Source organism: Blastococcus sp. MG754426 (assembly GCF_021699055.1).
Classification (GTDB): Bacteria; Actinomycetota; Actinomycetes; order Mycobacteriales; family Geodermatophilaceae; genus Blastococcus.
The window spans coordinates 16,270-39,330 of the sequence record NZ_SSXC01000086.1 but is presented as its reverse complement, the minus strand read 5'-3'; the positions used below and the strand labels follow the sequence as shown (position 1 = coordinate 39,330).

General features: G+C 76.5%; 21 protein-coding genes and 2 riboswitches. Of the genes, 12 read left to right on the top strand and 9 right to left on the bottom strand.

Annotated features, from left to right (window positions below; all coding sequences use genetic code 11):
* Positions 1-198 precede the first annotated feature (198 nt).
* A riboswitch (cobalamin riboswitch) is annotated at positions 199-266 on the top strand.
* 50 nt (positions 267-316) lie between these two features.
* Complete coding sequence (gene cobN, locus E9549_RS19930) at positions 317-3,934, top strand: cobaltochelatase subunit CobN (RefSeq protein WP_236828329.1); 3,618 nt, start codon at positions 317-319, stop codon at positions 3,932-3,934.
* Positions 3,935-3,946: 12 nt separating this feature from the next.
* Here cobN and E9549_RS19925 read toward each other — a convergent pair whose 3' ends face one another.
* Positions 3,947-4,300 carry a DUF1622 domain-containing protein gene (locus E9549_RS19925; protein WP_236828328.1) on the bottom strand — a complete coding sequence of 118 codons (354 nt, stop codon included), beginning with the start codon at positions 4,298-4,300 and terminating at the stop codon, positions 3,947-3,949.
* A complete protein-coding gene (locus E9549_RS19920; protein WP_236828327.1) occupies positions 4,297-4,704 on the bottom strand; it encodes a DUF1622 domain-containing protein in 408 nt (135 codons plus the stop codon). The genes E9549_RS19925 and E9549_RS19920 overlap by 4 nt, the downstream gene beginning before the upstream one ends.
* Before the next feature lie 60 nt (positions 4,705-4,764).
* Here E9549_RS19920 and E9549_RS19915 point away from each other — a divergent pair, with 60 nt between their 5' ends.
* Entirely contained in the window at positions 4,765-5,229 is a 465-nt protein-coding gene (locus tag E9549_RS19915) for an SRPBCC family protein (protein WP_236828326.1), read from the top strand.
* 382 nt (positions 5,230-5,611) lie between these two features.
* Here E9549_RS19915 and E9549_RS19910 read toward each other — a convergent pair whose 3' ends face one another.
* Positions 5,612-6,076 carry a hypothetical protein gene (locus E9549_RS19910; protein WP_236828325.1) on the bottom strand — a complete coding sequence of 155 codons (465 nt, stop codon included), beginning with the start codon at positions 6,074-6,076 and terminating at the stop codon, positions 5,612-5,614.
* Between the two features lie 97 nt (positions 6,077-6,173).
* Between E9549_RS19910 and E9549_RS19905 the strand changes: the two genes are divergently transcribed.
* From E9549_RS19905 to E9549_RS19895, 3 genes are all read left to right on the top strand, one after another.
* On the top strand, positions 6,174-7,046 hold the full coding sequence (locus tag E9549_RS19905; RefSeq protein ID WP_236828324.1) for an alpha/beta fold hydrolase: 873 nt from the start codon (positions 6,174-6,176) through the stop codon (positions 7,044-7,046).
* 94 nt (positions 7,047-7,140) lie between these two features.
* The gene (locus E9549_RS19900; protein ID WP_236828323.1) at positions 7,141-7,728 is read left to right on the top strand and encodes an AAA family ATPase; all 588 of its coding nucleotides are present in this window, start codon (positions 7,141-7,143) and stop codon (positions 7,726-7,728) included.
* Positions 7,729-7,823: 95 nt separating this feature from the next.
* Complete coding sequence (locus E9549_RS19895; protein ID WP_236828322.1) at positions 7,824-8,852, top strand: LLM class flavin-dependent oxidoreductase; 1,029 nt, start codon at positions 7,824-7,826, stop codon at positions 8,850-8,852.
* A 63-nt stretch (positions 8,853-8,915) separates the two neighbouring features.
* Here the strand turns inward: E9549_RS19895 and E9549_RS19890 are convergent, their stop codons facing one another.
* Positions 8,916-9,134, bottom strand: a complete 219-nt coding sequence (locus E9549_RS19890) for a hypothetical protein (RefSeq protein WP_236828321.1) — start codon at positions 9,132-9,134, stop codon at positions 8,916-8,918.
* A 119-nt stretch (positions 9,135-9,253) separates the two neighbouring features.
* Here E9549_RS19890 and E9549_RS19885 point away from each other — a divergent pair, with 119 nt between their 5' ends.
* Entirely contained in the window at positions 9,254-10,090 is an 837-nt protein-coding gene (locus E9549_RS19885) for a CoA ester lyase (RefSeq protein WP_236828320.1), read from the top strand.
* A 21-nt stretch (positions 10,091-10,111) separates the two neighbouring features.
* On the opposite strand, the gene E9549_RS19880 is transcribed toward E9549_RS19885, so the two are convergent.
* On the bottom strand, positions 10,112-11,704 hold the full coding sequence (locus tag E9549_RS19880) for a GGDEF domain-containing protein (protein ID WP_236828319.1): 1,593 nt from the start codon (positions 11,702-11,704) through the stop codon (positions 10,112-10,114).
* A 79-nt stretch (positions 11,705-11,783) separates the two neighbouring features.
* The gene (locus tag E9549_RS19875; protein WP_236828318.1) at positions 11,784-13,418 is read right to left on the bottom strand and encodes a glycoside hydrolase family 13 protein; all 1,635 of its coding nucleotides are present in this window, start codon (positions 13,416-13,418) and stop codon (positions 11,784-11,786) included.
* 155 nt (positions 13,419-13,573) lie between these two features.
* Between E9549_RS19875 and E9549_RS19870 the strand changes: the two genes are divergently transcribed.
* The 4 genes from E9549_RS19870 (at position 13,574) to E9549_RS19855 (ending at position 18,427) form a co-directional block, all read left to right on the top strand.
* Positions 13,574-14,803 carry a trans-acting enoyl reductase family protein gene (locus tag E9549_RS19870; protein ID WP_236828317.1) on the top strand — a complete coding sequence of 410 codons (1,230 nt, stop codon included), beginning with the start codon at positions 13,574-13,576 and terminating at the stop codon, positions 14,801-14,803.
* 51 nt (positions 14,804-14,854) lie between these two features.
* On the top strand, positions 14,855-15,451 hold the full coding sequence (locus E9549_RS23860) for a DNA-directed RNA polymerase subunit alpha C-terminal domain-containing protein (RefSeq protein WP_304505812.1): 597 nt from the start codon (positions 14,855-14,857) through the stop codon (positions 15,449-15,451).
* Positions 15,452-15,462: 11 nt separating this feature from the next.
* Entirely contained in the window at positions 15,463-17,073 is a 1,611-nt protein-coding gene (locus E9549_RS19860) for a bifunctional 3'-5' exonuclease/DNA polymerase (RefSeq protein WP_236828316.1), read from the top strand.
* A gap of 65 nt (positions 17,074-17,138) precedes the next feature.
* Positions 17,139-17,296: riboswitch (cyclic di-AMP (ydaO/yuaA leader) on the top strand.
* A 255-nt stretch (positions 17,297-17,551) separates the two neighbouring features.
* Positions 17,552-18,427 (top strand): hypothetical protein, encoded by an 876-nt coding sequence (locus tag E9549_RS19855; RefSeq protein ID WP_236828315.1) that lies wholly within the window; start codon positions 17,552-17,554, stop codon positions 18,425-18,427.
* 18 nt (positions 18,428-18,445) lie between these two features.
* Here the strand turns inward: E9549_RS19855 and E9549_RS19850 are convergent, their stop codons facing one another.
* Entirely contained in the window at positions 18,446-19,186 is a 741-nt protein-coding gene (locus tag E9549_RS19850) for an SDR family oxidoreductase (RefSeq protein ID WP_236828314.1), read from the bottom strand.
* A gap of 230 nt (positions 19,187-19,416) precedes the next feature.
* Between E9549_RS19850 and E9549_RS19845 the strand changes: the two genes are divergently transcribed.
* Positions 19,417-20,946, top strand: a complete 1,530-nt coding sequence (locus tag E9549_RS19845) for a protein kinase (RefSeq protein WP_236828313.1) — start codon at positions 19,417-19,419, stop codon at positions 20,944-20,946.
* A 205-nt stretch (positions 20,947-21,151) separates the two neighbouring features.
* Entirely contained in the window at positions 21,152-21,283 is a 132-nt protein-coding gene (locus E9549_RS23595) for a hypothetical protein (protein ID WP_255723908.1), read from the top strand.
* A gap of 53 nt (positions 21,284-21,336) precedes the next feature.
* On the opposite strand, the gene E9549_RS19840 is transcribed toward E9549_RS23595, so the two are convergent.
* Together E9549_RS19840 and E9549_RS19835 are read right to left on the bottom strand one after the other, a co-directional pair.
* Positions 21,337-21,492, bottom strand: a complete 156-nt coding sequence (locus E9549_RS19840) for a hypothetical protein (RefSeq protein WP_236828312.1) — start codon at positions 21,490-21,492, stop codon at positions 21,337-21,339.
* A 67-nt stretch (positions 21,493-21,559) separates the two neighbouring features.
* On the bottom strand, positions 21,560-23,023 hold the full coding sequence (locus E9549_RS19835) for a YdiU family protein (protein ID WP_236828311.1): 1,464 nt from the start codon (positions 23,021-23,023) through the stop codon (positions 21,560-21,562).
* Positions 23,024-23,061 lie beyond the last annotated feature (38 nt).

Genomic DNA, 23,061 nt, shown 5'->3' with positions numbered 1-23,061 from the left:
GCCTGCGGGGCGGGCGGTGGCGCCTCGGGCGCGGTGCGGGTGCGGCGGAGGTGTGGACGCAGTGCCATGGCGACTCCCAGCTAGGACCGGTCGATACCCCTCCTTCCCCGTCGGAACACCGCCCGGATGCGAACACGGGTGCCGCTTCGCGGACTGCGCACCCCCGGTAGCGTCCTGACCACATCACGGCAGTGCAGCGAGGAAACCGGTGCGATCCCGGTGCGGTCCCGCCACTGTGAGCCCGGCCCCGGGCGAGCCAGACACTCCGGCTGCCGTGCCCGACGACCCGGGGCGCGGACCCCGAGGGAGGCCCGACGTGACCTTCACGCTGCTCTCGACCAGCGACACCGACCTGCTCTCGGCCCGCGCCAGCGGCGCCGGCTGGCGGCTGGGCAACCCGGCCCGCCTCGACGCCGCCGGCATGGCCGCGCTCACCGAGGGCAGCGAGCTGGTGGTCGTCCGCATCCTCGGGGTGCGCCGGCAGTACGAGGAGGTGCTGGCCCCGCTGCTGGCCGGGCCGGCGCCGGTCGTCGTCCTGGGCGGTGAGCAGGTGCCCGACGCCGAGCTGATGGAGCTCTCCACCGTCCCGATGGGGGTGGCCACCGAGGCGCACGGCTACCTGGCGCAGGGCGGGCCGGACAACCTCGTCCAGCTGCACCGCTTCCTCTCCGACACCGTGCTGCTCACCGGCGAGGGGTTCGAGCCGCCGTCGGTCGCGCCGGACTGGGGGCTGCTGGACCGCACCGCGCGGACCGTCACCGGGCCACGGGTCGCCGTCCTCTACTACCGGGCGCACCACCTGGCCGGGAACACCGCGTTCGTCGAGACCCTCTGCTCCGCGATCGAGGACGCCGGCGGCCGAGCCGTGCCGGTCTTCGTCAGCTCGCTGCGCAGCGTGCCCGACGACCTGCTCGCCGCCCTCCGCACCGCCGACGCCCTGGTGGTCACCGTGCTCGCGGCCGGCGGCTCACGCCCGGCCACCGCGCAGGCCGGCGGGGACGACGGCGCCTGGGACGTCGGGGCGCTCGCCGAGCTCGACGTGCCGGTGGTCCAGGGGCTGTGCCTCACCCGGTCCCGCGACGAGTGGCTGGCCGACGACGACGGGCTCTCACCGCTGGACGTCGGCAACCAGGTGGCCATCCCCGAGTTCGACGGCCGGCTGATCAGCGTGCCGTTCTCCTTCAAGGAGACCGACGAGGACGGGCTCACGCACTACGTGCCCGACCCCGAGCGGGCCGCCCGGGTGGCCGGCACCGCCGTCGCGCACGCCCGGCTGCGGCACACCCCGCCGGCCGACCGGCGGATCGTCGTGATGCTGTCGGCCTACCCGACCAAGCACGCCCGCATCGGCAACGCCGTCGGCCTCGACACCCCGGCGTCGGTGGTCCGGCTGCTGGCCGCGATGCACGGGGCCGGCTACGACATCGGCCCCTTCGACGGCCCCGGCGCGCTGCCCGGCGTCGCCGACCTCGACGGCGACGCGCTGGTGCACGCGCTGATCGCCGCCGGCGGGCAGGACGAGAACTGGCTCACCGAGGAGCAGCTGTCGGGCAACCCGGTGCGCATCCCCGCCGCCGAGTACCGCGCCTTCTTCGACGCGCTGCCCGAGGACCTGCGGGCGGCGATGGTCGAGCACTGGGGTCAGCCGCCGGGCTCGCTGTTCGTCGACGGCGACGACATCGTCTTCGCCGCCCTGCGCGCGGGCAACGTCGTCGTGATGGTGCAGCCGCCGCGCGGCTTCGGCGAGAACCCGATCGCGATCTACCACGACCCCGACCTGCCGCCGTCGCACCACTACCTCGCCGCCTACTGGTGGCTGCGATCGGTGTTCGGCGCGCACGCGCTGGTGCACGTGGGCAAGCACGGCAACATGGAGTGGCTGCCGGGCAAGACCGTCGGGCTGTCGGCCTCCTGCGGGCCCGACGCCGCGATCGGCGACCTGCCGCTGGTCTACCCGTTCCTCGTCAACGACCCCGGCGAGGGCAGCCAGGCCAAGCGCCGCGCGCACGCCACGCTCGTCGACCACATGGTGCCGCCGATGGCGCGCGCGGACTCCTACGGCGACATCGCCCGGCTCGAGCACCTGCTCGACGAGCACGCCAACGTCGCGGCGATGGACCCGGCCAAGCTGCCCGCCGTCCGCGCGCAGATCTGGACCCTGCTGCAGGCGGCCAAGCTGGACGCCGACCTGGGGCTGAACGAGCGCCCGGCCGACGAGCACTTCGACGAGATGATCCTGCACGTCGACGGGTGGCTCTGCGAGATCAAGGACTCGCAGATCCGCGACGGGCTGCACGTGCTCGGCTCGCCGCCGGCCGGGCAGGACCGCGTCGACCTCGTCGTCGCGATGCTGCGCGCCCGGCAGATCTGGGGCGGCTCGGTGGCCCTGCCCGGGCTGCGCGAGGCGCTCGGCCTGGCCGAGGACGGCACCGCGGGCCTGCGCGAGACCGACCGGGTCGAGGAGCTCGCCGCCGCCCTCGTCGGCGGCATGGAGGACCGCGGCTGGACGGCGTCGGCCGTCCCCGAGGTCGTGCGGGAGGTGCTCGACCGGGACGACGACGCCGTCGCGGCCGTGCTGCGCTTCGCCGTCGACGAGGTGGTGCCCCGGCTGGCGCGCACCACCGAGGAGCTCGACGCCACGCTGCACGCCCTCGACGGCGGGTACGTGCCCGCCGGACCCTCGGGCTCCCCGCTGCGCGGGCTGGTCAACGTGCTGCCGACCGGCCGCAACTTCTACTCGGTCGACCCGCGCGCGGTGCCCTCGCGGCTGGCCTGGGAGACCGGCCAGGCGATGGCCGACTCCCTGCTGGAGCGCTACCGCGCCGACACGGGGGAGTGGCCGCGCTCGGTCGGGCTCTCGGTGTGGGGCACCTCGGCCATGCGCACCTCGGGGGACGACGTCGCGGAGGTGCTGGCGCTGCTCGGCGTCCGCCCAGTGTGGGACGACGCCTCGCGGCGGGTCACCGCGCTGGAGCCGGTACCCCTCGAGGAGCTCGGCCGGCCCCGGGTCGACGTCACCGTGCGGATCTCCGGCTTCTTCCGGGACGCCTTCCCGCACGTGGTCACCATGCTCGACGACGCGGTGACCCTGGTCGCCGGACTGGAGGAGGACCCCGCGGACAACCACGTGCGGGCGCACGTCGAGGCCGACGTCGCGGAGCACGGGGACCGCCGGCGGGCCACCACCCGCGTCTTCGGCTCCAAGCCCGGTGCCTACGGCGCCGGGCTGCTGCCGCTGATCGACTCGCGCGACTGGCGGGGCGACGCCGACCTCGCCGAGGTCTACGCGGTGTGGGGTGGCTACGCCTACGGCCGCGACCTCGACGGGGTGCAGGCCCGCCCCGACATGGAGGCCGCCTACAAGCGGATCGCGGTGGCGGCGAAGAACGTCGACACCCGCGAGCACGACATCGCCGACTCCGACGACTACTTCCAGTACCACGGCGGGATGGTGGCCACGGTGCGTGCGCTGACCGGTAGCGCGCCGAAGGCCTACATCGGGGACTCGACGCGCCCCGAGCAGGTGCGCACCCGTTCGCTGACCGAGGAGACCGCCCGGGTGTTCCGCGCCCGCGTGGTGAACCCCAAGTGGCTCGCGGCGATGCGCCGGCACGGCTACAAGGGTGCCTTCGAGCTCGCGGCGACCGTCGACTACCTGTTCGGCTACGACGCCACCACCGGCGTCGTCGCCGACTGGATGTACGAGAAGCTGGCGCAGACGTACGTGCTCGACCCGGAGAACCGGGCGTTCATGGAGCAGTCGAACCCGTGGGCGCTGCACGGCATCGCCGAGCGGCTCCTGGAGGCGGTCGACCGGAAGATGTGGGCGGAGCCCGACCCGCAGGTGCTCGCCGAGCTGCAGCAGGCCTACCTCGACACCGAGGGCGACCTCGAGGGCGGGGAGACGCCCGCGGCGGGGCAGGTCCGGGCCTGACGCGCGGGCGCGTCACCGGCGCCAGGCCGGCCGCAGCAGGCGGCCGACGATGTCGCGGGGTGGCCGGGGGCGGGTCGTGGGCCCCGGGGCGCCCCTGGGCGTCTCCTCAAGGGACCGCTCACCCAGCCGCAGGCCGTAGCTGATCAGGTGGCGCAGCGCGACGACGGTGCCGGTGACCGCGATGGTCTGCCAGTCGGGGTCACCGACCAGGCGGAGCAGCCCGGCGGCCACGAGGAGGTCCAGCAGGACGCCCAGGGCCGGCCCCGGACGGCGGGTGACGGCCAGCGCGAGCCCGCCGGAGACCACCGCGATCGCGGCCACCACCTGGGACATCGCGCCGGTGACCGCGACCAGCGTCGAGCTCACCCGCTCCCCCCGGTGCGCCGGTGGTGGGTCGGGTCGGTGGCGGCGTCGGAAGGTGCCTCCCGGTCCTCCTCGATCTGCCGCTTCTCCTCGGCGATCTCCTTGCCGAGGAAGTAGTTCAGCGCCGTCCGGATGGCGGCGATCGCGGCGAGCTGGCCGATCTCCTCCCAGCTCGGGGCCACCGCCGTCTTCAGGACGTCGGCGGCCAGCTGGAACTCCAGGCCCAGGGCCAGGAAGCGGCCCAGCGTCAGCCGGACGGGGACGAAGTTCCGCGTGCTCCGGTCGCGGAGGCCGACCCAGAGGAAGAGCAGGAACGCCCAGACCGCGCCGATGATGATGACCGCCGCGCCGCAGGCCTCCACGACGACGACCAGGACGTTCACGATCTCCTGCAGCAACTCCTCCACGCGGCGCCGCTTACCCGGGCCCCGTCGCCGGGCACGCATGACGATTGGGAGACTGCGCCGATGAGCGAACTGCGCCACGCCGCCTCGGTCACCGTCGCCGCCGCCCCGGAGGCCGTGTACGACCTCGTCTCCGATGTCACGCGGACTGGCGAGTGGAGCCCGATCTGCCGGGAGTGCTGGTGGGACGAGGGCGCCTCGGGGCAGGTCGGCGACGGCTTCACCGGGCGCAACGTCACGCCCGAGCGGACGTGGGAGAGCCGGTCCCGCGTGGTCGCGGCCGACCGCGGCCGCGAGTTCGCGTGGGAGGTGGGCGCCGGCTACGTCCGCTGGGGCTACACGATGGTGCCCGTCGGCGGCGGCACCGAGTTGACCGAGCACTGGGAGTTCCTCCCCGCCGGCCAGGCCTTCTTCGCCGAGCGCTTCGGGGAGTCGGCCGGCGAGCGGATCGCCGAGCGCACCCGGCAGGCGCACGAGGGCATCCCGGTGACCCTCGCGGCGATCAAGCGGATCGCCGAGTCCGGCTGAGCCGCCGCCACCAGCAGCCCGGCCACGACGGCGCCAGCGGCGTTCAGGACGGCGTCCAGCGGGGAGACCACGCGCCCCAGCGGCAGCGCCCACTGAAGCAGCTCGATGCCCGCGCCCGCGGCCGCGCCCAGTGCGACCAGCCGCGCCGGCCGCCCGAGCGCGGGCCAGCGCAGGACCGCCAGCGCCGCCGGCACGACGAGCAGTCCCAGGTTGCCGAGCAGCTGGCCCAGCGTCGCGGGGGAGTCCAGCCCCGAGGCGTACCAGCGCAGCTCCTCGACCGGCGAGCCCCACGACCAGCCGGCCCCCTCGGGGGTGAGGGTGAGGGCGGCCACCCCGACGAGGGCTGCACCCAGGACGGGCTGGAGGACGACGCGGCGGCCGTTCACCACGGGCCCCGGTGCAGCGGCCCGGAGGCCAGGGCTGACACGGCGGCCGAGCCGAGGGCGTCGACCTCGGCGGCGAGCGTGCGCAGCGGGACCGGTCGCGGTGAGCGCAGCAGCGCCACGACCCGGTCGGCCGCGAGGGCGATGCGGTCGCCGGCGTCCAGCTTCGGTGGGACCGGGGCGCCACCGTCCAGGCCCCACGGTTCGGCGATCTCGTCGCAGAGGCCGGGCAGCCGCCGGAGCAGGTCCGCGCACCCACGGGCCAGCCGCCACCAGGCACCGACCTGCAGGGTCCGGTCGCCCCGGGTGCCTGCCGTCGCCCAGCGGAGCAGCCGGACGACCTCGCCCCAGACGACGTCGGAGACCACGCACTCGACGGCGCAGGCGCCCGGCGGCCGGCGGGCCAGGACCACGGTGCGGGCCGCGGTGGCGTCGAAGAGCTGTCCGGTCGCGTCGTCGTCCATGCCGCCACGGTCGGCCGCCGGGCTGTGCACGGCCTGGGTGCGGGCTGCCCGTCCGCCGTGGGTGCGGCCGGGGCCCGCCCGGCCGTAGCCTCCCGGCATGCCGGACCGGACCTCCTCCATCACCTCCGCCCACGACGTCTCCCTGACCGTCCACCGCTGGGACCCTGCCGGCCCGGTGCGCGGCATCGTGCAGCTCACGCACGGCATGGGGGAGCACCTTCTTCGTTACGAGGCGCTGGCAGCCGCACTCACCGGTGCGGGCTGGGTGGTCGTGGGGCAGGACCACCGCGGCCACGGCGCGACCGCCCGAGACGGCGCGTGGGGCGACCTGGGCCCGGGCGGCTGGGACGAGCTGGTGCGCGACATCGGGCGGGTGACCGACTCCGTGCGGGCCGAGCTCCCCGACGCGCCGCTGGTGCTGCTCGGGCACAGCATGGGCTCCTTCGCCGCGCAGCAGCACGTGCTCGACCGCTCCGGTGACCTCGCCGCCCTGGTGCTCACCGGCACCACGGTGCTGGACCTGCTGGAGCCCGCCGTGGACCTGGACGGGCCGACCGACCTCTCGGCGTTCAACGCGCCGTTCCAGCCGGCCCGCACCGACTACGACTGGCTCTCCCGCGACGAGGCGCAGGTGGACGCCTACGTCGCCGACCCGCGGTGCGGCTTCGGCCTGACCGCCGCCGACAGCCGGCAGATGTTCCTGGCCGGGCGCCGGCTGGCCGACGTCGAGCAGCTGCGCGGGGTGCGCGCCGACCTGCCGGTGTACGTCGCGGTCGGCGACGCCGACCCGCTGAACGGGCGGCTGGCGCTGGTCCAGGTGCTGGTCGACCGGCTGCGGGAGGCCGGCGTGCAGGACGTGACGCTGCGGGCCTACCCCGGCGCCCGGCACGAGGTCTTCAACGAGACCAACCGCGACGAGGTCGTGCGGGACCTGCTCGCCTGGCTCGACCGGGTGGTCCCGGCCGGCTGACCGCAGCGGGGTTCACAGGAAGCATCCAGGTGGCTCCCCGGGAAACCGCACCTCGCCCGGGCAGGCTCGTGCGCCCGACCAGCGAGGAGGCGCCGTGGCCGGCAGCACCGTCCCGACGGCAACCGGTCGTCGCGGCGCACCGCCGGGGCGGCCCGGGCGCGTCCTCGTCGTCGTCGGTGGCCTGCCGGGCAGCGGGAAGACGACGCTGCTCCGGCGCCTGCTCGCCGGGGGCGCCCGACCGGTCACGGCCCTCGACTCCGAGGACGTCGCCGCCCGGGTGCGGCGCGCGGCCCCCGGGGTGCCGTACCGCCTGCTGCGCCCGTGGGTGCACGCCTGGCACCGCTGGCGGGTGCTGCGGGTCGTGGCCGGTGATGCCCCGCTCGTCGTGCTGACCGACCCGTGGACCAGCCGGGGCTGGCGGGGGCTGGTGGTCCTGACCGCAGGCCGCTCGGGCCGGGCGCTGCGCCTGGTGCTCCTCGACGTGCCGCCGCGGGTGGCCCGCGACGGGCAGCGGGCCCGCGGCCGGACGATCCCGGACGGCCGCATGCGGCGCCACGCGACCCGGTGGCGCCGGTGCCTGGCCCGGGCGCGCACCGCCCCGGCCGGCTCCGGGCACGCGGTGCTCGTGCTCGACCGGCAGGCGGCCGGCGAGCTGACCTGGCCGGCCGCGCTGGGGGAGTAGCGCCGGCCGACCGGGAGCGCCGCTGCGCGCCGCGGTGTTGACTGGCCGCCGGGGCCGCCCGGTCCCGCCTGTTCCCGAGCTCCCGGAGGACCTCCATGCACGTCGGCGTCGACAGCTTCGTCGCGGCGGTCACCGACCCGCGCACCGAGCGGCTGATCGGCCCGGAGGAGCGGATGGGCCACCTGCTCGAGGAGATCGAGCTCGCCGACCGCGTCGGCCTGCACTCCTTCGGCATCGGCGAGCACCACCGCAGCGAGTACTACGACTCCGCGCCCCCGGTCATCCTCGGGGCCGCGGCGGCGCGCACCTCCCGCATCCGGCTGGGCAGCGCGGTCACCGTGCTCAGCGCCGCCGACCCGGTGCGGGTCTTCCAGCAGTTCGCCACCCTCGACCTGATCTCCCGCGGACGGATCGACCTGGTCGTGGGCCGCGGCTCGTTCACCGAGGCCTTCCCGCTGTTCGGCCTGAGCCTGGCCGACTACGACGAGCTGTTCGCCGAGAAGCTCGACCTGCTGCTGCGCATCCGGGCGTCCGAGCACGTCACCTGGTCGGGGAAGCACCGCCCCCCGCTGAGCGGTCAGGGCGTGTTCCCGCGCCCGCTGCAGGACCCGCTCCCGATCTGGGTGGGGGTCGGGGGGACGCCGGAGTCCTTCGCGCGGGCGGGCCTGCTGGGCCTGCCGCTGATGGTCGCGATCATCGGCGGCGAGCCCCGCCAGTTCGCCCCGCTGGTCGACCTGTACCGCCGGGCGGGCGCGCACGCCGGCCACCCGCCCGAGGCGCTGAAGGTCGGGCTGCACGTGTTCGGGTTCGTCGCGGAGAGCACGCAGGCGGCCGCGGACACCATCTACCCCGGGTGGCACGAGATGTTCGCGAAGATCTCCCGCGAACGGGGCTTCGCCACCCCGACCCGGGCGCAGTTCGACGCCACCAGCGGGCCGGACGGCGCCTTCTTCATGGGCGACCCGGAGTCGGTGGCGGCCAAGCTCCGGCGGGTCTCCGAGCAGCTGGGCGGGGTGGACCGCGTCGCGCTGCAGATGACCAACCCGCGGCTCGCCCACGAGGACCTCATGCGCGGCATCGAGCTGCTCGGCACCGAGGTGGCGCCGCGGGTGGCCGGGGCCTGAGTCCGGGCTGAGCCGTGGGCCGGGCCGGGAGGTGGCTCCCGGCCCGGCCGCGCCGGCGCTCGGTCAGGTCAGCCCTTCGTTGTGCGGCTCGATGCCGGACGAGGGGTCGACCCCCTCGTCCGCGGCCGGCTGCACCGGCCCCTCCCCGGGCTCCGACCCGGTGCCCGCGGCGGTGTTGCGCGACGAGCGCTCCGGGTCGGTGACGTCGGTGGTCGTGGGTGCCTGGCCGATCCGCTCGGCGGCGTCGCCGGTACCGGTCTCCTCGAGATTTCCTCCGGTCACGCCTGCTCCCTCCGTGGTGTCGGTTGCGGACGCCGCTGGCGTTGCCCACCACCGGGACCGGCACGCATCGGAGCGACCCCCGAAGGGTGGGCGGAGGGGATCCGTACGAGGATGGGCCCGTGGGAGCGAAGAAGAAGGTCGGACCCGAGGACGCCCGCTCGTGGCTGCTGGTGAACGGCGCGCGCACGGAGCTGTTCGACGTCGCCCGTGACTCGCGCGCCGACCAGGTGGTGCTCGACATCGAGGACGCCGTCGACCCGGCGCACAAGGGGGAGGCCCGCGACGGGGTCGCGGAGTGGCTCTCCCGCGAGGGCAACGGCGCCTGGGTGCGGATCAACGACCACTCCACCCCCTACTGGGCCGACGACGTCGCCGGCCTGGCGCGGGTGCCCGGTCTGCTCGGGGTGATGCTGGCCAAGGCCGAGGCCGCCGAGCACGTGACCGAGACGTTCGACCGCCTCGGCGGTGCCACCCCGGTGCTCCCGCTGGTGGAGTCGGCGCTGGGCATCGAGGAGGCGGTGAACATCGCGCGGGCCCGCGGCGCCTTCCGGCTGGCCTTCGGCAGCGGCGACTACCGCAGGGACACCGGCACGAGCGCCGACGAGCTGGCGATGGCCTACCCGCGCTCGCGGTTGGTGGTGGCCAGCCGGATCGGCGGGCTCCCCGGCCCCATCGACGGCCCGACGGTGAGCAGCAGCCACCCGGTGCTGCGGGAGCAGACCGCGGTCACCGTCTCCCTCGGCCTGACCGGGAAGCTCTGCCTGGACATGGACCAGCTGCCGGTGATCAACGAGGTCATCAGCCCGACGCCGTCCGACGTCGCCTGGGCGCGGGACTTCCTCGCGGACTTCGACGCCCGCGGTCAGGTGATCCGCGACGGCAGCGACCTGCCCCGGCTGGGCCGGGCCCGCAAGATCGAGCGGCTGGCCCGGGTCTTCGGCGTCGAGCCGGTGTGACGCCGCGGCGGCGCCTCGCCCTCAGCCGGCGACGACGACCCGGTCGCGCCCCTGCCGCTTGGCCGCGTACAGGGCGGCGTCGGCCCGGCCCAGCGCGTCCGCCGGCGAGCTGCCGCCGTGGGCCGTGCCGATGCTGGCGGTCACCGGCAGCCCCCCGGTGAGCGCCTCCCAGGGGTGGGCCCCGATCGCCCGGCGGACCGCCTCCACGTGCCGCACCGCGGTGCCGGGGTCGGTGCCGGTCAGCACGAGGAGGAACTCCTCGCCGCCGAGCCGGGCGACGAACGAGCCACCGGGCGCGGGCCCCCGCCGGACCTGCTCCTCGAGCAGGTCCGCCACCGCGCGCAGCACGCGGTCGCCGGCCTCGTGCGAGCAGGTGTCGTTGACCCGCTTGAAGTGGTCGAGGTCCAGCAGCGCCACGGTCAGCGCGCCCTGGTGCTCGGCCAGCAGCCGCGGCAGCTCCTCGTCGACGTAGCGGCGGTTGTAGAGCCCGGTGAGCGGGTCGCGCAGCGAGAGCTCCCGGTACCGCCGGCTCTGCCGGCGCGCCTCGGTCGTCTCGTACATGGCCTGGAGCGCCCGGGCGCGGGCGTCGCGCTGGGCCGACTGGAGCTCCATGAGCTCGTCGCAGTACGAGCGGTGCTCCTCGTACGCCGCGCGGAAGTCCCCGGCGGCGGCGTGCAGCTCCGCCTGTTCCCGGCGGGCGCGCACCCGGATCGACGTCAGCCCGTGCCGCTCGCAGCGGCGCACGCACTCGTCGAGGGTCGCCTGGGCCCGGGGCAGGTGGCCGCGCCGGCGGCGGATCTCCGCGAGTGTGAGCAGGAAGTCCGCCCCGGCGTCGCCGTCCAGGGAGGCGTCGAGCACCTCGGGGTGGAGACCGGGAAGCAGCGCGGCCTCCGCCTCCTCCAGCCGGTCCAGCTCCATGAGGGCCCGTCCGACGGTGTCCAGCCGGCCGACCCGCAGGGGGATGCCGTGCCGCACCGCCAGGTCCTGCAGCTTCGCGCACCAGAGGAGCGCCTCCTGGAAGCGGCCGGCGAGGATCTCGCAGTAGCTGCGGTTGTTGAGCACCAGCAGCTGCCGGTCGACGTCGCCGATCTCCTCGGCGAGCCGCAGCACGTGGTCGTAGCGGTCGCGGGCGGCGAGATCGCCGTTGAGCCCGAGGCAGTCGGCCAGCCGGGCGTGGTGGTCGATGCGCACCTGCGTCCGCGCGTCGTCGGGGAGCAGCTCCACGGAGCGGACGGCGTGCTCCAGCGCCAGCGACAGGTCGCCGAGCTCCTGGAACACCGCGGCCAGGACGAAGTGGCCCCGGGCCAGCAGGTTGCGGGAGCCGTGGTCGGCCGCCCAGCGGTGGATCTCCTCGGCCAGCCGGCCGGCCTCGGCGACGCCGCCGCGGCGGCGCACCAGGTCGGCCTGCACCAGTCGGGCGCGCCGCTCCAGCTCGGGCAGGCCGGCCTCGCGCGCCCCGGCCAGGGCCACCTCGGCCCGCTGCTCCAGCCCGTCCTCGTCGAACCGGGAACGGTCCTCCAGCTCGGCGATCTCCGCCCGCAGCCCCGGGTCGGCGCCCGCGGGAGGCGGTGCGGGCAGGCCCGAGCCGCGTTCCCCGCCGGATCGTTCCGCCACGCTGGTCACCCGATCCCATCGGCCGGTCGACGGGGCGACTGCCACGTGCCGGCACCGCACGTGACCCGGACGGGGGAGGTCAGCCCTCGGCGAGCCAGATGGCGGTGTGCGGCGGCAGCGCCACGGTGGCCGGCGAGCGGCGGACGTGGGTGTTCGAGGCGAGCAGCACGGTGCCGCGGGTGCGCACCAGCGTCGTCCCGGTGCCCATGTTGACCACGCAGCGGACCACGCTGCCGTCGTCGGCGGTGCACCGGACGGTGAGGACCTCGCCCCGGGTGCTCACCGTCGCCCGGCCCGACCCCAGCGCCGGGTGCGCCTCGCGCAGCGCCAGCGCGCGGCGGTAGAGGGTCAGCATCGAGCCGCCGTCGCGGGCCTGGCGGGACACCGCGTACCGGTCCCACTCGGCGGGGATCGGCAGCCACGGCTCGGCGCCGGCGCGGGTGGAGAAGCCGACACCGGGCGAGGGGTTCCACGGCATGGGCACCCGGCAACCGTCCCGCCCGCTGCGGGCGCCGCCGCTGCGGAAGAAGATCGGGTCGCGCTTGGCCTCGTCGGGGACGTCGGCCTGCGGCAGGCCGAGCTCGTCGCCGGCGTAGACGTAGGCCGAGCCCGGCAGCGCGAGCATCAGCAGCGCCGCGGCGCGGGCGCGGGCGGTGCCCACGGCGCCGCCGCCGAAGCGGGTGACCTGCCGGTCCTTGTCGTGGTTGCCCAGCACCCAGGAGACCGGGGCGCCGACCTCGCCGAAGGCGTCCAGCGCGCTGCGCACCCCGTCGGCGAACGCCTCGGTCGACCAGGCCGACTTCAGCAGCCGGAAGCTGAACGACTGGTGCATCTCGTCGGGGCGGGAGTAGAGGGCCACCTCGCGCGGGTCGGCCAGGCAGACCTCGCCGACCAGCATGGTGTCGGGGTACTCGTCGCAGATCGAGCGCCAGCGCCGCCAGACGTCGTGCACCTCGGGCTGGTTCCAGGTCATCGCCTGCTCGGGGCCGTGGCCGAACAGGGTGGGGGAGTAGGCGCCCGGGTTGTCGCGCAGGCCGACGTCCTTGAACAGGCCGTAGGCCACGTCGACGCGGAACCCGCTGACGCCGCGGTCGAGCCAGAAGCGCAGCGTCCGCTCGAAGTCGGCGGCGACGGCGGGGTCGCGCCAGTTGAGGTCGGGCTGCTCCGGGGCGAACAGGTGCAGGTACCAGCGGCCGTCGGGGGTCCGCGACCAGGCCGGCCCCCCGAAGAGCGACTGCCAGTTGTTCGGCGGCTCCGCCGACGGCGGCGCGAAGTGGTAGCGCGACGCCTCGGGGCAGTCCGGGTCGGCCAGTGCGGCCTGGAACCAGGGGTGCCGGTCGGAGGTGTGGTTCGGGACGACGTCGAGCACGACCCGGAGCCCCAGCGCGCGGGCCTCGGCGACCAGCGCCTCCAGGTCGGCCACGTCCCCGTACTCGGGGTCGACGGCGCGGTAGTCGACGATGTCGTAGCCGCCGTCGGCGCCCCCGGAGGGGTAGTGCGGGTTGATCCACACCGCGTCGACGCCCAGCCACGACAGGTACGGCAGCCGGGAACGCAGGCCGGCCAGGTCGCCGACGCCGTCCCCGTTCCCGTCCGCGAACGAGCGCAGGTAGACCTGGTACACCACCGCCGACCGCCACCACGGGGACGTCGACGACCGTTCCGCGACCTGCCGACGGGTCGCGGTCCGCACCGATGCGAGGCGCACTGCCATGCGACCTCCATCGGCACGGCCCCGCGGACCCTCGAGAACGCGAGCGATCGGAGTGGCCGGTGTTCCGGGTCGTTACCTCGCCGAGACGTGCCGGGACGGCCGGTGCGACGGGTGGCCGGCGGGACACCGTCCCTGCGGCAGGCGAGGATGGCCGCATGGCAGAAGACGCACGGACCCACGACCTCGTCGTCTACGGGGCCACCGGCTTCGTCGGCCGGCTGCTCGCGGGCTACCTCGCCGAGCACGCCCCGGCCGGGACCCGCATCGCGCTGGCCGGCCGGTCCCGCGACCGGCTGGAGGAGGTCCGGCGCTCGCTGCCCTCCGGCGGCCGGGACTGGGTGCTGGTCGAGGCCGACTCGACCGACGAGGCGTCCGTGGACGCCCTCGCCCGGTCCACCCGCGTGCTGGTCACGACGGTCGGCCCCTACGCCCGGTACGGCCTGCCGGTGGTGGAGGCCTGCGCCCGGGCCGGCACCCACTACGCCGACCTCACCGGCGAGGTGCTGTTCGTCCGCGATGCGATCGAGCGCTGCCACGCCGTGGCGGCGGAGACCGGCGCGCGGCTCGTGCACGCGTGCGGCTACGACTCCGTCCCCTCCGACCTCAGCGTGCTCCTGCTCGCCCGGCAGGCGGCCGCCGACGGTGCGGGTGGCCTGACCGACGTGGAGCTCGTCGCCACCCTCCGGGGCGGGTTCAGCGGCGGGACGATCGACTCGATGCGCGCGCAGGTGGAGGCGTTGCAGGCCGACCCGGCGCGGCGCCGGGTGGTCGGTGACCCCTTCGCCCTGAGCCCCGACCGGGCGGCGGAGCCCGGCACCCGCCAGCCGCGGGACGCCGGCCTGCCCACCCGGACGCCCGACGGCCGCTGGACCGCGCCGTTCGTCATGGCCCCGTTCAACACCCGCATCGTCAGGCGCAGCAACGCCCTGCAGGACTGGGCCTACGGGCGGGGGCTGCGGTACAGCGAGGTGATGGGCGTGGGGCGCGGCCCGGTGGGCGCGGTGACCGCCGCCGGGGTCACCGCCGGGCTGCTCGCCACCGTGTCGGCGATGAGCCTGTCGCCGACCCGCGCGCTGCTGGACCGGGTGCTGCCCGCGCCCGGGACCGGGCCGAGCGAGTCGGTCCGGGAGAAGGGCTGGTTCCGCATGGTGGTCGACGCCACCACCGAGGACGGCCGCCGGTACCGCGCGACCGCCGCGGGCAGCGGCGACCCGGGTTACAAAGCCACCGCCGTGATGCTCGGTGAGGCCGCTCTCGCGCTCGCCCTCGACGAGGAGCGGCTGCCCGACCGGGCCGGCTCGCTGACCCCGGCGACGGCGCTGGGTGAGGTGCTGGTCGAGCGGCTGCGGGCCGCCGGGCACACCTACGAGGTGGTCGCGGTCTGACCCTCCCGCCACCGGAGCGGCGGCGGGAGGGCATCGCTAGGGTTGGCCGTCATGCCGACCAGCGCACCGGGACAGCCCGCGGGATCGATCCGGGAGCTCGGGCTGCCCGCCCGGGCGGTCACCGCGCTGACCCGCGCCGGGATCACCGAGACCGGGGCGCTGGCCGCCCTCACCCACCGGGAGCTCAGCGCCGTCCCCGGGCTGGGGCCCGGGCTGGTCGCCGCGATCCGCGCCGTCGTCCCCGAGCCGCCCGCGCGGCTGCCCGGCGCCGGTCCGGCGCCCGCCGGCGGCGGGGACGCGGGAGCGGAGGAGGAGGGCCCGGTGGCGCCGGCGATCCCGTCGTTCGACTCCCTGCGGGCCCCGCGGCGCCGCTCGGCGGTCGACCTGCTGGTCCCGGTGGAGCCCGCGGCCGCGCCCGCCCCGCCCCGACCGGGGGCGTCCCCGTCCGCGCCTGCGCGCTCCTCGTCCGGGACCGGGGCGGCCCGTTCCGGCCCGCCGGCCGGTGACCCGTCGCCCCGTGCCGCCGTCCGCCCCCCGGACTACGCCGACCTGCTCCGCCTCGGCGTGCACGTCACCCGGGTGGTGCTGGGTCTCCCGGCGCGTTGCCTGCACCGGCTGCTCGGCCGGGGTGGCCCCACCGCCCCGTAGGCGGGGCGCGGGTGGAGCGGGTCCTGCTCCGTCGCGGCGGCGACGCGGTCGAGGCCGTCGACCTCACTGCCGACGGGGTGGTCGGCCGCCGCGACCGGCTCGACCCTGCGGCGCTCGCCGGGTACGTGGCCGAGCGGGAGGGCGTCGCGGCGCCGGTCCGCTGGATCTGGGACGACACGACCCGCTGGTACCCCGGGCTGCTGACGGCCGGGGTCCGCGTCGAGCGCTGCTCCGACCTGCGGCTGGGGCACGCGATCCTGCGGCGCTCGCCGTTCGCCGCCCAGGACCTGCTCGCCGGGGAGGACACCCCCGGCTGGGACGCCCTGCCGCCCGGCGCACCGCCGGAGACGGCGCTCTTCCCGCTGGCCGACCCGGCCGACCTGCTCGACCCGCTGGCCGAGCACCGGCGCCAGCAGGCGGTGCTCGCGGCCTCGCCGCAGCGGGACCGGCTGGCCCTGCTGCTGGCCGCGGAGTCATCCGGGGCGCTGGTCGCCGCGGAGCTGGCCCACACCGGCCTGCCCTGGCGGGCCGACGTGCACGCGCGGCTGCTCACCGGCCTGCTGGGGCCGCGCCCGGTGGCGGGCGGGCGCCCGGCGGTGCTGGAGCGGCTGCTGGCGGAGGTCCGCGCGGCGTTCGGCGCCCCCACCCTCAACCCGGACTCGCCCGGCGAGCTGCTGCGGGTGCTGCAGCACGCCGGGCTGCCGGTCGCCGACACCCGTTCCTGGACGCTGGAGCAGCTGGTCCACCCCGGCATCCCGGCGCTGCTGGAGTACCGGAGGCTCTCCCGGCTGCTGGCGGCCAACGGGTGGGCCTGGCTGGACACCTGGGTGCGCGACGGCCGGTTCCGCGCCGTCTTCGTGCCCGGCGGGGTGGTGACCGGGCGGTGGGCCTCCTCCGGGGGCGGGGCGCTCTCGGTGCCGACCGTCGTCCGGCCCGCGGCGGTCGCCGACGAGGGGTGGCGGTTCGTCGTCGCCGACGTCGCGCAGCTCGAGCCGCGGGTGCTGGCCGGCATGAGCGGCGACGGCGCGATGGCGGAGGCCGCCCGAGCGGCCGACCTGTACGCGGGGATGGTGGCCGCGGGCGCCGTGGCCACGCGGGCGGACGCCAAGCTCGGCATCCTGGGCGCGATGTACGGCGGCACGCGCGGGGAGAGCGGGCGGATGATGCCCCGGCTCGCCCGGCGCTACCCCCGGGCCATCGGGCTGGTCGAGGAGGCCGCCCGCGCCGGTGAGCGCGGCGAGGTGGTGCACACCCTGCTCGGGCGGGGGTCGCCGCGCCCCGGGTCCTGGCCGCCGCACGAGGAGGGCGACCGGGCCCGCCGGGCCTGGGGCCGGTTCACCCGCAACTTCGTCGTCCAGGGCACCGGGGCCGAGTGGGCGCTGTGCTGGCTGGCCGACCTGCGGAACCGGCTGTGGCGGCTCGGCGACGCCGGCGCCCGGCCGCACCTGGCCTTCTTCCTCCACGACGAGGTGGTCGTGCACACCCCCGAGCACCTCGCCGGTGAGGTGGCCGACGCCGTCCGCGCCGCGGCCTCGACCGCCGGCCGGCTGCTGTTCGGGGGCTTCCCGGTGGACTTCCCGCTCGACGTCGCCGTCGTCCGTTCCTGGGCCGACGCCGGCTGAGGACGCGCGCGGGATACACCACCCAGCGGCGCTGCAGGTCACCGCGACACACATCACGTCGTGGAATTCCGCGCCCGCTGATTGTCACGACTGCATAACGGCGGTTACGGTGGCTGCGCCCGGACGGTCGTCCGCTCCCCACGCCGGGTACGTCCCGTCGCGGGTAGGGCCGCTTCCCGCCCGAATCCGTCAGCTAACCCGGTAGGCGGCAGACGGAAGAACGGAGAGCCGCCGCATGGCGCGCCCCTGCACCGCCGCACGACCCTGCGCCCGCCGGCACCGCCGCCTCCGGGCGCGTCCGCGGATCTGATCGCACGCGCTGCCCGGCGTCCCGCCGGTCGCCCGCCGACGTGCCGCACCGGCCTCCCCGCCGGTGCCCGGCGGCCCCGCGACCTGCGCCCGGGCCCGCTGCCCGCATCCTCCACGGCCCGCGCCTGACGGCCGGTCGCGCACCCACACCCCGGAGCACCCGAACACCATGGATCCCCGCACCACCACCACCGGCCGACGCGGCCCGCTCGCCCTCCGCCGCCGTCCGCCCGCGGCCGTCCGCCGGCCGGCGCTCTACCTCGGCGTCGCCGTCGCCGGCGCCGTGCTGGTCAACAGCCTCGTCGGCGTCGAGCCGGCCGCCCAGGCCGAGGCCGGCACCTCCGAGTCGGTCAGCGTGGCGCAGGCGCTGGGCCTCTCCGCCCAGGCCGGCCCCATCGACGTGACCGAGGACCTCGAGCCGCTGGAGGACCTCGCGGCCAGCCGCAGCACCCGGGAGGCCGACCAGGCCGCGGCGCAGCAGGCCCAGGCCGCCGCCGACCAGGCCGAGCTCGACCGGCAGAGGGCCGAGGCCGAGGCGCAGGCCCGCGCCGAGGCGGAGAAGAAGGCGGCCGAGGAGGCCGCCGCCGCGGCGGCCGCCGAGCAGCGGGCCGCCGCGGCCCCCGCGAGCCCGACCCAGGAGGCGCGCGCGGCGACGAGCGCCGCCACCTCGGTGGCGGCCACGGCCGTCGCCCGGATCAGCAACACCGCCGGCAGCGTCCGACCGCAGACCCAGGCCGCGGCCGACGCCGTCGTCAGCAACGTGCCCGGCGCCGCGGGGATCACCCTCGGCGGCACCCGGGCCAGCGCCGCCGACCCCGGCGGGCACCCCTCGGGCCTGGCGCTGGACTACATGGTGATGTCGAACGCCTCCCTCGGCGACGCCATCGTCGAGTACCACCGGGCGCACTGGGACGAGCTGGGCGTGGACTACCTCATCTGGCAGCAGCGGATGCTGTCCTCGCCGGGTGGTTCGTGGAAGGCCATGGAGAACCGCGGCAGCGCGACGGCCAACCACTTCGACCACGTGCACGTCAACTACAACTGAGCCCTCCGCTCCGGCGCCCTAGGTGAGCCGGCGGACCACGGAGAGCGGTAGCACCCGCATGGCCAGCCCGATCGGCACCCACGGCCACGCCGGGACGTAGGCCGTGGTCCGCCGGGCCTCGATGGCGGCCACCATCGCCCGGACCCCGGTCGGCGTGTCGACCATGAACCGGGTGCGCTGGTGCACGTGCTCGTTCATCTCCGAGCGGATGTAGCCCGGGTGGACGACGGAGACGTCGACACCGGGGATGCGCTCGCTGCGCACGCCCTCCGCGAGCGACGCGACACCCGCCTTGGTCGCGGCGTAGGTGGTCATCGACCGGCGCATGCCGCGCAGGGCCGACATCGAGGAGATCAGCACCAGGTGCCCGTGGCCCTGGCGGCGGAAGATCTCCAGCGCCGCCTCCGTCTGCGCCAGGGCGCCCACGAAGTTGGTCATCGCCGTCTCGCGGTTGACATCGGGGCGGCCGGTGCCCAGCGGCGCCCCCTTGCCCAGGCCGGCGTTGACGACCACCCGGTCGATCGTGCCGAACGCCTCGGCGAAGGCGGAGAAGACGGCGGGGACCGCGTCGGCGTCGGTGACGTCCAGGGCGGCGGTCTCCACCCGCCGGCCGGTGGCCGGGCGGAGCTCCGCGGCCAGGGCGTCGAGCCGGTCGGTGCGCCGGGCGCAGAGCGCGAGGTCGTGGCCGAGCGCGGCGAACTGCCGCGCCATCTCCTCGCCGAGCCCGGAGCTCGCACCGGTGACGAGGACGACGCTCATGGGGGGTGCTCCTGCCGGTCGGTGCGGACGGGGTCGTGGCCGGGTGCGGCCCGCGACGCACCGTACGAGTGCCCGTCGGGCGGGCTCGCGGGCACCCCCGGGAGCCGCGGATCCGAGCCGATCGGGCGCGGCGGGGTTCAGCCCCCGCCCGAACGGGCACCCCTGAGGGGCGCACGGGCACATGACGACGCGCGGGTGGACCCCGCGGCACGCACACGAGGGGACCGGGAGTGACGGCCGAGACCAGCAGACGATGCCTGGACGGCCGGTACCAGCTCCACGAACTCATCGCCGTCGGTGGCATGGGCGAGGTGTGGCGCGCCCGCGACCTGCAGCTCCACCGGACGGTGGCGGTCAAGGTGCTGCGCAGCGAGTTCGCCGACGACCCCGTCTTCGTCGCCCGCTTCCGCTCCGAGGCCCGGCACGCGGCCGGGCTGAGCCACCCGAACATCGCCGCCGTCCTGGACTACGGCGAGACGGCCGCGGAGGACACCGGAGAGCGCCTGGCCTACCTGGTGATGGAGCTCGTCGAGGGGGCGTCGCTGTCGACGCGGCTGGCCGAGGAGGGTTCGCTGGACACCCGGGCGACGCTCTCGCTGCTGCGGCAGGCGGCTGCCGGCCTGGCCGAGGCCCACCGGGCCGGCGTGGTGCACCGCGACGTCAAGCCGGCCAACATCCTCCTGGGTGCGGACGGCACGGTGAAGCTGACCGACTTCGGCATCTCGTGGTCGGCGGGGAGCGCCCCGATCACCCGCACCGGCCAGGTCGTGGGCACCGCCCAGTACATGTCGCCCGAGCAGGCCAGGGGCGAGCACGTGAGCCCGGCCAGCGACGTCTACGCACTCGCCCTGGTCGGCTACGAGTCCCTCGCCGGGCACGCGGCCTTCGACGGCGACAACCCGGTCACCGTCGCGCTCAAGCAGGTGCAGGAGACCCCCGAACCGCTGCCGGCCGAGCTGCCGCCGGACGTGCGCGCCCTCATCGACGCCGCGCTGGTCAAGGACCCCGGCGAGCGCCCCCGCGACGGTGCGGCCTTCCTCGCCGCGATCGAGGAGACCATCCAGCGGCCCTCCGGTGAGCCGCCGACCCGGTCGGTGGTGGCGGGCCCGGTGCGGCGGGAGCGCCGGGCGGCCGAGCGCCGCCGCGCCGCCTCGAGGCGCCGGGCCGCCCCGGTCGCCCGCCCGGAGGCCGGGTCGCGCGTCCGCCGGCCGGTCCTCGTCGTGGCCCTGCCGGTGGTGGCCTTCCTCCTCGGGGCCGGCGCGCTGAACCTCGTGCCCGGTCCGGGCGCCGACCCGGGCCCCTCCGCGGGCGCGGTCTCCGACCCGTCGGCCCAGGACGGTGTGGTGCTGGAGCCCGGGGACCTCCTCGGCCGGCCCGCGGCCGAGGTCGCCGCGGAGCTCGGGGCCCTCGGTCTCGCGGTGCGCCAGGTGCAGGACCCCACGACCGGGAGCGCGCCCGGCACGGTCACGGGCGTCGACCCGGCGGGCAGCGTGCTGCGTGCCGGTGACGTGGTCCGCCTCGCCGTCGGTGACCGCCGGCGGCGCCACGCCGGTGGGCCGTCCGCGACCCGCGGCACCGGCCCCCCAGGTGCCGGCCGACGAGCCGGCGCCGACGGGAACCGCGGGCGGCGGACCGGCCGGTGGCGGTGCGGGGCCGGCCACCGACGAGCCATCGACCACCCCGGAGGACGGCGGCGCCACCAGCGAGCCGACCACCCCGCCGGAGGAGGGCACCGGGACGCCGACCACCCCGCCCGGTGACGACGGCGGCGCCACCGGCGAGCCGACCACCCCGCCGGAGGAGGGCACCGGGACGCCGACCACCCCGCCCGGTGACGACGGCGGGGCCACCAGCGAGCCGACCACCCCGCCGGAGGAGGGCACCGGGACGCCGACCACCCCGCCCGGTGACGACGGCGGGGCCACCAGCGAGCCGACCACCCCGCCCGCGGAGGGCACGGGTGAGGTGACCGCACCGCCCGCGGACGAGGGCGACGAGGACGCCGACGAGGACGCCGACGGGGACGAGGCCGGCGAGGACGAGGTCGCGGTCAGCCCGCGCGAGGGCGACGAGGCGTCACCCGCCGCCCGGCTCTGACCCCGACGTCCGGGCCGCCCGCTGCCTGCAGCGCGCCGGCGGTGTCCCGCCCCTCAGAGCAGCCGGTCGAGGTCGTCCGGGCCGGGACCGGTCCCGCCGGAGTCGGGCAGCGGCGAGGACTCCGGGACGTCGTCGTCCGGCGGCTCGGGGGCCACCGGTCCCTCGGCGTAGAGGGTGTCGGGGTCCTGGGGGTCCATCTCGCGCGGCACGCACGGCGTCTACCCGGCCCAGCAGGGGCGGAACCGGTCTCCTTCGGCTCGGGTGCCGCAGGAGGGGTCAGGTGCCGCAGAAGGTGCGGTACGCGCCGAAGTCCTGCGGGGCGGGTGCCGCGAACCGCTCCAGGCCGGGCCGCTCCTCGAAGGGGGCGGTGACCGCCTCCAGCAGCCGGCCGATCGGCGCGAGGTCCCCCTCGGTCGCGGCCTCGAGGGCCTCCTCGACCAGGTGGTTGCGCGGGATGTAGGCGGGGTTGACCCGGTCCATGCCGTCGGCGTCGGGGCCGAGCGCCCGCCAGCGGCCCAGCCAGTCGTCGATGCCGGCGAGGTCGAGGAAGAGCAGCCGCACCCGTTCCACGTCGCCCCGGGCGGCCGCCCCGAGCGCGCGGAACGCGGAGGTGAGGTCGACGTGGTCGCGGGTCAGCAGGGCGAGGAGCCCCTCGCCGAGCTCCCGGACCAGCGCCTCGTCGACGTCGGCGGGCAGGCCGAGCTTCGCGCGCACGCCCGCAGTCCACGCGGCCTGGTACCGCGGGGCGAAGCCGCGCAACGACTCCACGGCCAGGGTGACCGCCTGCTCCTGGTCTTCCGACAGCAGGGGCAGGAGTGCCTCGGCCAGCCGGGCCAGGTTCCACTCCGCGACGACCGGCTGGTTGCCGTAGGCGTACCGCCCGCTGTGGTCGATGGAGCTGTAGACGGTGGCGGGGTCGTAGGCGTCGAGGAAGGCGCACGGGCCGTAGTCGATCGTCTCGCCGGAGATGGTCGTGTTGTCGGTGTTCATGACGCCGTGCACGAAGCCGACCAGCATCCACCGCGCGACCAGCTCGGCCTGGGCGGCGACCACGGCGTCGTACAGGGCGAGGTAGGGGTTCTCCGCGGCGGCCGCCTCCGGGTGGTGGCGGGCGATGGCGTGGTCGGCCAGGCGGCGCAGCAGGTCGACGTCGCCCAGCACGGTGGCGTACTGGAACGTGCCCACCCGCAGGTGGCTCGCGGCGACGCGGGCGAGGACCGCGCCGGGCAGCAAGGTCTCCCGGTGCACCGCACGGCCGGTCGCGACCACGGCCAGGGCGCGGGTGGTCGGGATGCCGAGGGCGTGCATCGCCTCGCTGACCACGTACTCGCGGAGCATCGGGCCGACCGCGGCCAGGCCGTCGCCCCCGCGGGCGAACGGGGTGCGGCCCGAGCCCTTGAGGTGCAGGTCGCGCAGCGCGCCGTCGGCACCGGTGAGCTCACCGAGCAGCAGCGCCCGACCGTCACCCAGCCGCGGGCTGAACCCGCCGAACTGGTGCCCGGCGTAGGCCTGCGCCACCGGGGTGGCGCCGTCGGGGACCGCGGCGCCGACCAGCAGCCGGACGCCGTCCGGGCCGCGCAGCGCGGCGGCGTCGAGGCCGAGCTCCGCGGCCAGCGGCTCGTTGAGGAGCAGCAGCCGGGGGTCCGGTGCCGCGTCGGCCTGCCAGGGGACCGCCAGCTCCGGGAGGTCCCGCGCGAAGCGGTCGTGCAGGGAAACGGTCCGGGCCGGGGCGGAGGTCACCCCTTCGAGGGTACGAGCCGGCGGGGCATCCGGCCGGG